Here is a 12,566-nt window from a genome sequence, read left to right as displayed (position 1 = left end):
GCGAAAGGCCCCGCCGATGATCACCATGGATGCGCTGATGGCGGCCTTGCCGCAGGTTCTGGCCGCGCCGAAACAGGCGACCGTTGCGAGCCAACTGACCTTCCGCCCCGGCTACAACCAGCGCACCCACCCTGACCGGCTGCGCCTGACCGTGGCCGAAGGTGTGCCCGGCGAACGCTGGCTGACCGCACCCTGGGCGCGGCTGCCCGACGGCCGCCCCGATCCGGCGATCCAGGTCTCGATCCTGCCCAGCCGCGTGCATGATCTTGTCCGCATCCACCCCGACCAGCCGCACCCCGGCGACACCATCCTTGCCGACCTTGACACGACGGAGGCGAACCTTCCCGAAGGCACCCTGCTGCGCGCCGGCACCGCAACCCTGCGCGTCTCGGGCCTGTTCAATGATGGCTGCGTCAAGTGGAAGGCCCGCTACGGCGCCGCCGCGAAAGACTGGATCACGATGCCCGGCCACCCGCCGCTGCGCCTGCGCGGCATCCTCTGCGCCATTGTCGCCGATGGCGAAATTGCCGTAGGCGATACAATCGCAAGGCTCTAGAACCGTCTGAACGGCGCAATGCAACCGCGCGCCCTGGCCATAACGGGGCAGCCGATGCGAAAACCCATCCTTTTCGACATCACGATGCCGCTGCCCCACGCGGTTGATCCCTTCACAACCGGCATCGGCCGGGTTGAACGGGCCTGGCTCAGCCTGCTCGCCTCGGCGCCCGAGCCTGCCTATTTCTTTCTGGAACATCGCGGCACCGTCTCGGTCCTTGGCCCCAAGGCAGGGCAGGTGCTGGCAAACTGGATCGCCCGGCGCGACCCCGCCGATCTGCCGCCGCTGTCGCGGCTTCTGCTGCGGCTGGGCCGCACCCGCGCCGCGCTGCGCTTCGCCGTCATGCGCCACGCGCTGCTGCGACGGGTTCCCGCCGGCGATACCGATCGCCTGCTTCCGCACCTGCGCCGGCTGTTCCCCGCCGGGGCCTGGTTTCTTGGCGTCAGCCACCGTCCCATGCCCGAAGCGCGGTTCCGTACCTTCCGCGCCGCCGGGGTGAAAACGGCCATCCTCATTCATGACACGCTGCCGCTGGACCATCCCGAATGGCATTTCGAGGATTCGACAGCCGCCGCCGCCCTTGTCCGCGAAACCCTGCGCGACGCCGATCTGATCCTCTGCAACTCGGCGGTGACCAGGGCCGATTATCTGCGCAATGCCCGGATGCTGGCCCCCGACCTGCCGCCACCGCCCGCCGTGGTGGCCCATCTCGGCCTGCATGACCGCCCCGCCGTGCCGCCCGGCCCGCTGCCCCCCGGCATCGCGCCCGACCGGCCCCTGTTCATGGCGCTTGGCACCATCCAGCCGCGCAAGAACCTTGGCCTTCTGGTCGAGGCCTGGGAACGGATGGCCACCCGCATCCCCGCAGAACACCTGCCGCAACTGGTGATCGCCGGAAGCTGGGGCTGGAAGGTCAATGATCTTCGCGCCCGGCTTGACCGTTCGCCGCTGCGGGGCACCGCAATTCATGTGCTGGACCGCCCCGATGATGCCACCGTCCAGGCCCTTCTGCGCGCGGTCAACGCCCTGCTGATGCCCAGCTTTGCCGAAGGCTATGGCCTGCCCCTGATGGAAGCGGCCCGCGACGGGATTCCGGTCATCGCCTCTGATCTGCCGGTCTATCGCGAAATCGCCGGCACCTATCCGGCCTATTGCCCGCCCGACGCGCCCGAAGACTGGATCACCCGGATCCTGTCCTTCACCGGCCCGCCGCGCCGCCTGGCCCCGCCGCCCATTCCAACCTGGCAGGCGCATTTCGCCACCGTCCGCGCCGCCATGGATGCCACCTGATCAGGCGACCAGCGCCTCGGCCTTCTTCAGGTCAACGCTGACCAACTGGCTGACGCCCTGTTCCTGCATGGTCACGCCGAACAGCCGGTCCATCCGCGCCATCGTCACCGCATGGTGGGTGATGACCAGGAACCGCGTCTCGGTGCGCCGGGTCATCTCGTCCAGCATGTCGCAGAACCGCGTCACGTTGGCATCGTCCAGCGGCGCGTCCACCTCGTCCAGCACGCAGATCGGCGCGGGGTTCGCCAGGAACACGCCAAAGATCAGCGCCAGCGCGGTCAGCGTCTGCTCACCGCCCGACAGCAGGCTCAGCGTTGCCAGCCGCTTGCCGGGCGGCTGGCACATGATCTCCAGCCCCGCTTCCAGCGGATCGTCGCTTTCCACCAGCACCAGCCGCGCCTCGCCGCCGCCGAACAGATGGGTGAACAGCGCGCCGAAATTCGCGTTCACCTGTTCAAAGGCCGTCAGCAGCCGCTCGCGCCCTTCGCGGTTCAGCCCGGCAATTCCGGCGCGCAGCTTCTTGACCGCCTCTTCCAGATCGCCCTTTTCCTTGGCCAGCGCGTCATATTCCGCCGAAACGGTGGCGGCATCCTCCTCGGCGCGCAGGTTCACCGCCCCCAGCGCCTCGCGCTGGCGTTTCAGCCGCGCCACGTCCTGATCCAGCACATCGGCCGCCGGCATCTTGTCGGGATCGCTGCGCAGCGAAACCAGCAATTCCTGCGGCGTGCGGTCCGCCTCTTCGGCAATCCGTTCGGCCGCCAGCGCCACCGCCTCGCGCGCCGCATCCAGCCGCGCCTCGGCCCGCGCCTTGCCTTCGCGCGCCTCGCCCGCCATGCGTTCGGCCTCGCGTTCGGCCATCTGCGCCTCGCGCAGGGCCGTCTCGGCTTCGGCCAGCGCCTCGGCCGCCACGCGCCGCCGCGCCTCGGCGGTTTCAATCGCCTCGTCCAGTTCCTCGCGCTTGGCGGCAATCTCCTCGGGCGCCGCGCTGGCATCGTCCAGCTCGGCCTCGGCCTCGGCCCGGCGCTCGGCCAGTTCGGCGCTGCGGCGCTCTGCGGTTTCCAGCCGGTGCTTCCAGCCCGACAGTTCCTTCATCGCCTCCTGCCGGCGCCGCACCCGCGCCTCGCCCTCGCGGCGCACCTCGTCATGCGCGCTGCGCCGCGTCAGCATGGCGATCCGCGCCGCCTCGACGGTGATCTTCGCCGCCTCCACCGCGTTGCGCGCCGCCTCAAGGTCGGGCAGATCCTTCGCCGCCGCCTCGGCCTCGCGCGCCCGGCCACGGGCCGACATCGCCTCATCCTCGAACCGCGCCACCGCCGACCGCGCCGCTTCCAGCTTGCCGCCCGCCAGCGCCCGGTCGGCCTCGGCCCGGCTCAGCGCCCGGTCCGCCTCGGACACCCGCTGATCCGCCGCCCGCCGCGCATCGCGCGCCATCTGGTCGGCCCGCGCCAGTTCGGCCAGCCGCGCCTGCAACGCCTCATGCGCCGCCCGCGCGCCCTCGGCCCGCGCCTCGGCCTCGCTCAGCTCACCCTTCAGCCGCTGCAGGCGGTTCAACTGCTGCAACCGCAGCGCCGCCGCACTGGGCGCATCCTCGGCCCCGGAACGGAAGCCGTCCCAGCGCCACAGATCGCCCTGCAGGCTGACCAGCCGCTGCCCCGGCTTCAGCGCCTCTTGCAGATGAAAACCTTTTTCACGGCTGACGACGCCAATCTGCGACAGCCGCCGCGCCAGCACCCCCGGCGCCTCAACCCGGTCAGCCAGCGGCTCCACCCCCTCGGGCAGCGGCTGGGGCGCGATATAGGGTTCCAGCAGCCCCCAGCCCGACCGTTCGCCCGCCGCAACCTCGGGGGCGCGCAGGTCATCGGCCAGCGCCGCGCCCAGCGCCGCCTCATAACCCGGCTCCACCACCAGCCGGTCCAGGATCTGATGCCCCGCCTGCGCCTCGCGGTCCACCAGCCGCGCCAGCGCGCCCGCCTCGGCCCGCAGCGCGCTGGCCTCACCTTCGGCCTCGCTGCGCGCCGCCCGCGCCTCGGCCTCGCGGCCCTGCACCTCGGCCCGCGCCGCCTCGGCCGCCTCCAGCGCCGCCTCAGACTGTTCCGCCAGTTCCGCCGCTGCCTCGCGCGCCTCGCCGGCGGCAACCTGCGCCTCTTCCGCCGTGGCCACCGCCGTTTCCGCCGCCGCAACCGCCTCGCGCGCGCGCACCGCCTCGGCCTCGGCCCGGTCCACCCCGGCCTGCGTTTCCGCCAGCAGCCGCGCCGCCGACTGGTGCCGCGCCGCCAGCCGCGCCGAATCCTCGGTCGCCTCGCTCAGCAGCGTCTCGCGGTCGGTCAGGATGGCGCCCGCCTCGCGCGCGGCTTCCACCGCCTCGGCCAGCCGCTCGTCATGCCCCTCATGCGCGCGGGAAATCTGTTCAATCTCCCAGTCCAGCCGGCCGATCACCTCGCCCGCGTCGCGGTTGAGCCCGGCCTCGCGCTCCATATCGGCGCCAAGCTGGGCGATCCGACCCCGCAGCGTCTCGATCAGCGCCATGGCGCGCGCTTCCTGATCGCCCAGCGCCTCGCGCTGCAGGATCAGCCGTTGCAGGATCGCGCCGGCAATCGCCTCTTCCTCGCGCTTCGGCGGCAGCGCATCCTCGGCCGCCTCGCGCGCCTTGCCCGCCGCCCGGGCCGCCGCCTCGGCCTGCCCCGCAGCGATCAGCCGCTCGCGCAGGCCCGCCTCGGCCAGCCCCCGCGCCTCGTCCGCCTCCCGCCAGCGGCGATACAGCAACATGCCTTCCGCCAGCCGCAGCTCTTCGGAAATCTCGCGATACCGCGCCGCCTGCCGGGCCTGCCGCGTCAGCACGCTCAACTGCTGCGCCAACTGCTCCAGCACGTCGTCCACCCGCGTCAGGTTCTGCTCGGTGCCCTGCAACTTCAGCTCGGCCTCGTGCCGCCGCGCATACAGGCCCGAGATCCCCGCCGCCTCTTCCAGCACCCGCCGCCGCGCCTTCGGCTTGGCGTTGATCAGCTCGGAAATCTGCCCCTGCCGCACCAGCGCCGGGCTGTGGCTGCCGGTCGAGGCATCCGCGAACAGCATCTGCACATCGCGCGCCCGCACTTCCTTGCTGTTGGCCCGATAGGCGCTGCCGGCATCGCGGGTGATCCGCCGGACGATCTCGATCATGTCGCTGTCGTTGAAGCCGCTCGGCGCCAGCCGGTCGGCATTGTCGATCATCAGCGCCACCTCGGCAAAGTTCCGCGCCGTCCGGGTGGCCGCCCCGTTGAAGATCACGTCTTCCATGCCGCCGCCGCGCATTGCCGTGGGGCGGTTCTCGCCCATCACCCAGCGCAGCGCCTCAAGCAGGTTCGACTTGCCACAGCCGTTCGGGCCGACCACGCCGGTCAGCCCCTCATGGATCACCAGATCCGTGGGGTCCACAAAGCTCTTGAACCCGTTCAGCCGCAGCTTGGTGAAACGCACCTGTCCCTCTCGACTCGCCCAACCCCCGATCCTCTCGCTTTCCCGCGACGAGTCAACCGCAGCCCGCAATCAATGGCGTCCCCCGCCCGCCTTATCCACAACATCTCGCGCCACCCTTGTCGGCTGGCGGTCACTGTTCGACCCGCCAGCCGCTCGGCGCCTTGCCTGTCACCCGCAGGAACTCGCGGTTGAAGTTGGATTTGGTGGCAAAGCCGCTGGCCAGCATCGCCTCGGTCACCGTTGCCCCGCCGCGCAGCAGCTCGCCTGCATGGGCCACCCGCCAGCCGTTCACCACCCGGCTGATGTTCTCGCCCTTCACCCGGTTCACCGCAGCGGACAAGGCCTTGGCCGGCACCCCCAGCCGCCGCGCAATCCGCGCCAGCGTCAGATCCGGGTCCAGCCACAGTCGTTTCTCGGCCATCAGCCTGTCCAGCGCCTCCACCAGGTCCGCGTCGCCCGCGGTTGCGCGCGGCGGCTCCTCCGGCTCGGCCACCGTCGCCACCTCGTCGGCCAGCATCAGCGCCCCCAGTGCAAGCAGGGACGCCGTGGAAAACACCGTCACCATCCAGCCCAGCCAGGCCCGATGCCCCAGCACCGCCGCGCCCATCATCACCCCATCCGTCAGGCCCGACACCACCAGCGCCCAGCCCAGCCAGCGCCACAGGCGCAGCGGCCGCTCGCCCGCGCCCAGCCGCGCATGGGCCATCTCGCCCGCCCCACGCAGCGCCAGCAGCACCGCCGCGCCATAGGCCAGGAACGACAGCAGGATCGCGGCATCCAGCACCTCGCGCGCAAAGATCCGGGCAAACAGCCCGAACCCCGGCCCTGCCAGATGCCACAGATCGCCCGGCCGCAAGGGCCGCCGCGTGGCCGAGACGAAGGCCACCCAGGCCAGCGGCGGCAGGGCCAGTGCCAGAACGGGCTGCACCCAGCTCAAGGCCTCGATCCCATAATGCAGCCGCCCTGCCACCACGGCCGCCTGCACCGCGCAGGCCGCAATCAGAACCAGCAGCGGCGGCGGCGTTTCCCCCTTGGCCCAGGCGCGCAGCCCCAGAAACCCCAGCACAAGCGCCACGAAGATCGGAACAGGCAAGGTCGGCATCGGCATCTCCTTTCGCCGCCCTCATACGTCCTTGAACCCGTCCCGCGCGACCTGAAACCGGTTTCAGGACGCCAAACCACCTCACCTGCCGCATCAGAGCCTCATCGCAACCTCCTCAGAAAGGCCAGATCCGATGAAAACCGTGCTCGCCCTCCTCCTGCTCTCCACCGCCGCCAGTGCCGAATCCCTTCCCGGTTTCGATCACCTCACCATCGACGCCCCCCACCGGCCCCGCCCGCTGCAGGCCGCCATCTGGTATCCGGCCGCATCCGAAACCTACACGGTCCCCCTCGGCGCCAACCCCGCCTTTGCCGGGACCAGGGTTCAGGTCGGCCCCGCCATCGCAGCAGGCGCGCACCCGCTGGTCATCCTCTCGCACGGCTCGGGCGGCAACATCGAAAACCTTGGCTGGCTGGCCGAAGGACTGGTCGCCCGCGGCGCCATCGTGGCCGGTGTCAACCATCCCGGCGCAACCTCCGGCGACAGCAGCCCCCGCCAGTTGCCGATGACCATTGACCGCACCCGCGACCTTTCCGCCCTTCTGGCAACCCTCAAGGCCGACCCGGCCTTCGGCCCCCGGATCGACGCCGGAAATGTCACCGCCCTCGGCTTCTCACTCGGCGGCGCCACCGTGCTGGCCGCAGGCGGCGCGCTGTTCGATGCCAAGGCTTATGCCGCCTATTGTGACCGCTTCGGCACCGATGCCCCCGACTGCCTGTTCCTGGCCAAGGGCGGCGTGGACCCGCACGCCCTGCCACCCGAATTTCAGGCCGACATGCGGATAGATGGCCTCTCCCGCATCGTCGCCGTCGATCCCGCCTTCACCTATGCCATCACCGACGACAGCCTCTCCCGTCTGCCTCCGGTGCACCTCGTCACCCTCGGCGGCCCCGATCACGTCTGGCCCGCGGTCGATATTGGTCCCGACGGCTCGAATTTCATCGCCCGCCTGCCCGATGCCAGCCGCACCGTGATCAATCCCGCCTGGCATTTCTCCTTCCTCGGCCTCTGCACCGCGCAAGGCCCCGCCCTGCTGGCCGACGAAGGGGATGATCCGGTCTGCGATAATCCGGCAGGCTCGGACCGCGCTGCCGTCCACGCGCAGATCATCGAAGATGTGGCCGCAGCGGTCGGTCTCTGAAGACCGGCCAACCGGGGGGCGGGTTCCGACGCCCGCCCCCTGATTCGCCGAAAATGGTTAACGGCACAGGTCCGCCGGCGCCTTATGCACATGAACCCTACGCAGATCACACGTCGGCCATACCTTGCCTGCACCACGAATATGACGCCATTTCAGCAGGTTAACCAAACGCGCGCTGCCGCCCGTTGCATCGGATCACAAACCGCCGTCCGATGCCCGGAAAAGAGGCCGCCATGATCCCGCCCTTCACCGGCCGCTGCCTGTGTGGCGCCATCACCTACCGCTGCACCGCCACCCCGCTCTGGCAGGCGCATTGCCATTGCGAAAGCTGCCGCCGCGCCACCGCCTCTCCCTTCACCTCATTCTTCGGCATGGCCAACGGCGCCTGGAGCTGGACCGGCACCGCCCCTGCGACCTACCCTTCCTCCCCCGGAACCTGGCGTGACTTCTGCCCGGTCTGCGGCACCCAGATGGCCTATCGGTCCACCCGTTTCCCGGGGGAAACCCACTTCTACGCCGCCACGCTGGACGATCCCGCGGCCTATGCCCCGACCGAACATGTCAACAGCGCCGAACGGCTGCCCTGGCTTCACCTTTGCGACGGGCTTCCCATGAAATGACCCCATATCAATGCCTTGCGCCCTTTGATTGGTCGGCCCTCCTGACCCTGATCCAGACCGAATTCGCCTTCATGGAGGGTCGGATCGACCCGCCCTCCTCGATGCACCGGCTGACCGCCGCCGCCATCGCCGAACAGGCGGCGCAGGCTGAGGTCTGGGCGATCGGCACCCCGCCCATCGCCTGCGTTTTCCTGACCGCAAAGCCCGGCGCCCTTTACATCGGCAAGCTCGCCGTTGCCGCCCCGCATCGCGGCCAGGGTCTGGCCCGCCACCTGATCGACCTGGCCGAAAGGAGGGCCCGCGCCCTGGGCCTGCCGGCGCTGGAATTGCAGACGCGGGTGGAACTGGTTGAAAATCAGGCCACATTCCGCGCCCTTGGCTTTGTCGAAACCGGCCGCACCGCCCATACGGGCTACGCCCAGCCCACCTCTGTCACCTTCCGCCGCCCCCTTGCGCCAACCGTCTGACAGTCTAGCTTGAGCCGGGAAAGGAGCCCCTCATGCTCACCCTTCTCGGCATCCCCGGCGCCCTGCGCTCCGGCTCGACCAACCGCCTTCTGCTGGCGCAGGCCCGCCTGGCCTTTGGCGCGGCCCAGTACACCGAGGCCGACCTGCGGCTTCCCCTCTATGACGGCGATCTGGAGGATCGGGAGGGAATTCCCGAACCCGTCCAAACACTTGCCGGCCAGATCGCGGCGGCGGATGCCATCGTGATCGCCACGCCGGAATACAACAAGGCGCCCCCCGGCGTGTTGAAGAACGCGCTTGACTGGGTCAGCCGCACCAAGGGCGGGCCGTGGAGGGAAAAGCCCGTCGCCATCCTCTCCGCCGCCGGCGGCCGTGGCGGCGGGGACAGGTCGCAGTTCGCCCTGCGGCTGATGCTGACGCCATTCCAGCCCCACCTTCTGACCGGCCCCGAGGTTCTGGTGGCCGACAGCGGCAATGCTTTCGATGCCGATGGCCGCCTGAAAGACCCGCGTTATCAGAAGGTTCTGGATGAACTGATGCAGGCCCTGCGCAAGGCGGCGAGGGGCTGACCCCCGCCTTCAGCCCTTCACCCGCAGCCCCTTCGGGTCATACAGCGGCTCAAGGCTGACGGTCGCCGGCACCCGCTCGCTGGCAACCTCCAACTCATAACCGCCGGACAGGACGAAATCTTCGCTCACCCCCCCGGCCTGGCGCACATAGCCCAAGCCGATGGCCCGGTCGACCGTATGGCCATAGCCGCCGGATGACAGCCAGCCCACCCTTTCGCCGTTGCGGTAGATGGTTTCGCGCCCCAGCAGCACCACGTCGGGCGCGGCGGTAAAGGTTGCCAGCCGCTTCTTCACGCCCCCCGCAAGCTGCGCCTCAACAGCCGCCCGGCCAATGAAATCGACGTTCGATTTCATCTTGCAGGCCCAGGCCAGCCCCGCCTCGACCGGGGTGTGATCCGGCCCGATGTCCGATCCCCAGGCGCGATACCCCTTTTCCAGCCGCAGCGTTTCAATCGCGCGATAGCCCGCATTCACCAGCCCAAGCCCGGCCCCGGCGCCCATCAGCGCCTCATAGACCGTCACCGCCACCTCGGTGGGCATGTGCAGCTCCCAGCCCAATTCGCCCACATAGGTGACACGCAGCGCCAGCACCGGGCAGCCGGCGACCGAGATCGCCTTCGCCGTGCCGAAGCGGAACCCCTCGTTCGACAGGTCATCCAGGCAGGCGCGGCCCAGGATCTCGCGCGCTTTCGGCCCCATCAGTGATAGCACCGCCCCGCCCGAGGTGACATCGACCAACTGGCAGTTGCCCTGCAAGTTGCGGGAAATCCAGTCGAAATCGTGGGTGGCAAAGCCAGTTCCGGTGACGATGTAGAATTCATCCACCGCACGCCGCACCACGGTCAGATCACATTCGATGCCCCCCTTGCGGTTCAGCATCTGGGTATAGGTCAGGCTGCCGACAGCCCGGTCCACATTGCCCGCGGCAATGCGGTTCAGCGCCGCCGCCGCGTCCGGCCCCTTCAGCGTGAACTTGGCGAAAGAGGTCTGGTCGATCAGCACCGCCGCGGAACGGGCCGCCTGATGTTCGCGCCGCACCGCCCCCCACCAGCCGGGCCGCTGATAGGAATAGCGGTCCACCGGCTGTTCCCCGGCGGCCAGATCGGCAAACCAGTTGGGCCGCTCCCACCCCAGCTTTTCGCCGAAACAGGCCCCGGCGGTCTGCAAATGGGCGTAAAGCGGTGACCGGCGCGTCGGCCGGCAGGACCGCATTTCCTCGGACGGCCAGGCAATGGTGTAATGTTTGCCATAGGCCTCCATGGTGCGGTTGCGCACCCAGTCCACCGACCGATGCACCCCGCCGAAGCGGCGAATGTCCACCGGCCACAGATCGAACGGCGGCTCTCCCTTCGCCACCCATTCCGCCAGCGCCATCCCGGCCCCACCACCCGACGCAATGCCAAAGGCGTTGAACCCGGCCCCGACGTAGAAGTTCCGCAGCTCCGGTGCCTCGCCCAGAATGAAGTTGCCATCGGGGGTGAAGCTCTCTGGCCCGTTCAGCAACTGCTTCACCCCGGCCCCGGCAAGGGCCGGAACGCGGGCGATGGCATTCTCCATGAACTGTTCGTAATGGTCCCAGTCCGGCGTCAGGGTTTCAAAGTGGAACCCCTCGGGAATACCCTTTATCGCCCAGGGCTTGGGGTTGGGCTCATAGCCGCCCCAGACCAGCCCGCCGACCTCTTCCTTCCAGTAGGTCAGCCGGTCGGGGTCGCGCAGCGTGGGCAGGCCCGGGGTGACACCCTCGATCCGCTCGGTGATCATGTACTGGTGTTCCACGCTGACCAGCGGCACGTTCACCCCCACCGTGGCCGCCAGATCGCGCGTCCATTGGCCGGCGCAGACCACCACCTTTTCGCAGGCGATGGCGCCGAAGGGGGTTTCCACCCCGCGAATACGGCCATCCTCGACGATCACCCGCGTCACCGGCGTATCCTCGAAGATCTTCACCCCCGCCATCCGGGCACCGCGCGCCAGGGATTGCGTGATGTCGGACGGGTTGGCCTGCCCGTCCGTCGGCAGATAGGCCGCGCCCACCACATCGTCGATGGTCATCAGGGGCCACAACTCCTGCGCCTCCTTCGGGGTCAGCAGGTGCATTTCCAGCCCGAAGCTGTGCGCCGTGGTCGCCTGCCGTTTCACCTCGGTCCAGCGTTCGGCATTGCAGGCCAGCCGCAGCCCGCCGTTCATCTTCCACCCGGTCTGCAAGCCGGTTTCCTGTTCCAGCGTGCGGTACAGCGCCACCGAATGGCCCAGAAGCTGGGTGATGTTGGCGGATGTCCGCAACTGCCCCACCAGCCCCGCCGCGTGGAAGGTGGTGCCGCTGGTCAGCTTCTTGCGCTCCAGCAGCACAGTGTCGGTCCAGCCCAGCTTGCCCAGATGATAGGCGACCGAGCATCCGACGATGCCGCCGCCGATGACAACCGCCTTGGCGGTGGAAGGAAGGTCAGCCATGGCTCTCCTCGAAGGCGGCCAGCGCCGCGCGATAGGTGGTCAGGTTGGTGGCCGTGTAGGCCGCGAAATCGAAATCCAGCTCGGAATGTATTTCCGAGACCATGCTCCACAGCGTTTCACGCAGGGCGCTGGCCGCCTTCATGGCCCGGTAGCGCCGCCACAGCGCGGCATCGGGAGCCCGCCCGAAATAGGCCTGCAACATCCAGTCCTCATCCCCGGCGGTCAGCCCGTTGTTGGCCGCCAGCCCGCCCAGATCGAACAGCGGAGAGTTGAAACCCGCATAGTCCCAGTCGATCAGCCAAAGCCGTTGCCCGTCATGCAGAAAATTCGCCGGCAGCAGGTCATTATGCCCAAAGATCAGGTCAATCGGCCCCACGGCCGCCTCCAGCCGGGCGGCATCGTCCAGCAGACCGGGCAACAGCGGCGCATGGCGGCTGTTGCCGTCGCGCAGGGTGCCGGCATAGTCGCGCAGCACATGGAACACCCAGAACACCAGCGCCGGCCCGCGCAGGAAACGCGGCACCTCGCGATGCGCCCGCGCCACCAGCGCCAGCGCCTGTTCCAGCATCGGGCGCTGTTGCAGGTCTTCCGCCGCCAGGGTGCGGCCTTCGACGAAATCAATCACCAGCGCGCCGGGTTCGTGATGCAGCACCGCCGGCGACACGCCCGCCGCAAACGCCGCCTTCGACGCGGCCAGTTCGTTGAACCGCATGATCTGATGCACCGGGATGTCATCGCCAATCCGCACCACGGCGCGGCGGGTGGCGTCGGTCACCACGAAATTGCGGTTGGTGATGCCGCCCCCCAGCGGTTCCACCGTAACCGGCCCGTCCCAGCAGGACAGGCCGCGCACCTTGTCTTCCGCCCTCATGCCCTTCCCCCTTGCGCAGCATGCCGCGTCAGGTGCCGGAGTT

The 12,566-nt window shown here is 69.2% G+C and carries 10 protein-coding genes; 6 read left to right on the top strand and 4 right to left on the bottom strand.

Going from position 1 to position 12,566, the window contains the following annotated elements; translation table 11 throughout:
* Nucleotides 1–16 precede the first annotated feature (16 nt).
* Nucleotides 17–556, top strand: coding sequence for an MOSC domain-containing protein (locus tag B6K69_RS12570; protein WP_108644030.1), 540 nt, complete (start codon nt 17–19; stop codon nt 554–556).
* 54 nt (nt 557–610) lie between these two features.
* Nucleotides 611–1,846, top strand: a complete 1,236-nt coding sequence (locus B6K69_RS12565; protein WP_164681958.1) for a glycosyltransferase — start codon at nt 611–613, stop codon at nt 1,844–1,846.
* Here the strand turns inward: B6K69_RS12565 and smc are convergent, their stop codons facing one another.
* Together smc and B6K69_RS12555 are read right to left on the bottom strand one after the other, a co-directional pair.
* Nucleotides 1,847–5,302: a chromosome segregation protein SMC gene (gene smc / locus B6K69_RS12560; RefSeq protein ID WP_108644028.1), complete on the bottom strand. Its 3,456-nt coding sequence runs from the start codon at nt 5,300–5,302 to the stop codon at nt 1,847–1,849. It lies immediately after the preceding gene.
* 130 nt (nt 5,303–5,432) lie between these two features.
* The gene (locus B6K69_RS12555; protein ID WP_123876564.1) at nt 5,433–6,404 is read right to left on the bottom strand and encodes a helix-turn-helix domain-containing protein; all 972 of its coding nucleotides are present in this window, start codon (nt 6,402–6,404) and stop codon (nt 5,433–5,435) included.
* 133 nt (nt 6,405–6,537) lie between these two features.
* Between B6K69_RS12555 and B6K69_RS12550 the strand changes: the two genes are divergently transcribed.
* From B6K69_RS12550 to B6K69_RS12535, 4 genes are all read left to right on the top strand, one after another.
* Nucleotides 6,538–7,545: an alpha/beta hydrolase family protein gene (locus B6K69_RS12550; RefSeq protein ID WP_108644026.1), complete on the top strand. Its 1,008-nt coding sequence runs from the start codon at nt 6,538–6,540 to the stop codon at nt 7,543–7,545.
* A 233-nt stretch (nt 7,546–7,778) separates the two neighbouring features.
* On the top strand, nt 7,779–8,165 hold the full coding sequence (locus B6K69_RS12545) for a GFA family protein (RefSeq protein WP_164681957.1): 387 nt from the start codon (nt 7,779–7,781) through the stop codon (nt 8,163–8,165).
* Entirely contained in the window at nt 8,162–8,632 is a 471-nt protein-coding gene (locus B6K69_RS12540; RefSeq protein ID WP_228156726.1) for a GNAT family N-acetyltransferase, read from the top strand. Before B6K69_RS12545 ends, B6K69_RS12540 begins: the two co-directional genes overlap by 4 nt.
* A gap of 32 nt (nt 8,633–8,664) precedes the next feature.
* The gene (locus B6K69_RS12535) at nt 8,665–9,201 is read left to right on the top strand and encodes an NADPH-dependent FMN reductase (RefSeq protein WP_108644024.1); all 537 of its coding nucleotides are present in this window, start codon (nt 8,665–8,667) and stop codon (nt 9,199–9,201) included.
* A 9-nt stretch (nt 9,202–9,210) separates the two neighbouring features.
* Here B6K69_RS12535 and B6K69_RS12530 read toward each other — a convergent pair whose 3' ends face one another.
* Nucleotides 9,211–11,652: a GcvT family protein gene (locus B6K69_RS12530; protein ID WP_108644023.1), complete on the bottom strand. Its 2,442-nt coding sequence runs from the start codon at nt 11,650–11,652 to the stop codon at nt 9,211–9,213.
* Nucleotides 11,645–12,523, bottom strand: a complete 879-nt coding sequence (locus B6K69_RS12525; RefSeq protein WP_108644022.1) for a phosphotransferase — start codon at nt 12,521–12,523, stop codon at nt 11,645–11,647. Before B6K69_RS12525 ends, B6K69_RS12530 begins: the two co-directional genes overlap by 8 nt.
* Between the last annotated feature and the right edge of the window lie 43 nt (nt 12,524–12,566).

The organism is Pseudogemmobacter blasticus (assembly GCF_003071405.1).
In the GTDB taxonomy this organism is placed as follows: Bacteria; Pseudomonadota; Alphaproteobacteria; order Rhodobacterales; family Rhodobacteraceae; genus Pseudogemmobacter; species Pseudogemmobacter blasticus.
The sequence above is the reverse complement of the archived record's forward strand: the minus strand, read 5'-3'. Positions and strand labels throughout refer to the sequence as shown.

Excerpts from the sequence above, each read along its gene's own strand:
- B6K69_RS12555 (WP_123876564.1), bottom strand. The coding sequence starts at position 6,404 with ATGCCGACCTTGCCTGTTCCGATCTTCGTGGCGCTTGTGCTGGGGTTT.
- B6K69_RS12540 (WP_228156726.1), top strand. The coding sequence starts at position 8,162 with ATGACCCCATATCAATGCCTTGCGCCCTTTGATTGGTCGGCCCTCCTG.
- B6K69_RS12545 (WP_164681957.1), top strand. The coding sequence starts at position 7,779 with ATGATCCCGCCCTTCACCGGCCGCTGCCTGTGTGGCGCCATCACCTAC.
- B6K69_RS12530 (WP_108644023.1), bottom strand. The coding sequence starts at position 11,652 with ATGGCTGACCTTCCTTCCACCGCCAAGGCGGTTGTCATCGGCGGCGGC.
- B6K69_RS12570 (WP_108644030.1), top strand. The coding sequence starts at position 17 with ATGATCACCATGGATGCGCTGATGGCGGCCTTGCCGCAGGTTCTGGCC.
- B6K69_RS12550 (WP_108644026.1), top strand. The coding sequence starts at position 6,538 with ATGAAAACCGTGCTCGCCCTCCTCCTGCTCTCCACCGCCGCCAGTGCC.
- B6K69_RS12525 (WP_108644022.1), bottom strand. The coding sequence starts at position 12,523 with ATGAGGGCGGAAGACAAGGTGCGCGGCCTGTCCTGCTGGGACGGGCCG.
- B6K69_RS12535 (WP_108644024.1), top strand. The coding sequence starts at position 8,665 with ATGCTCACCCTTCTCGGCATCCCCGGCGCCCTGCGCTCCGGCTCGACC.
- B6K69_RS12565 (WP_164681958.1), top strand. The coding sequence starts at position 611 with ATGCGAAAACCCATCCTTTTCGACATCACGATGCCGCTGCCCCACGCG.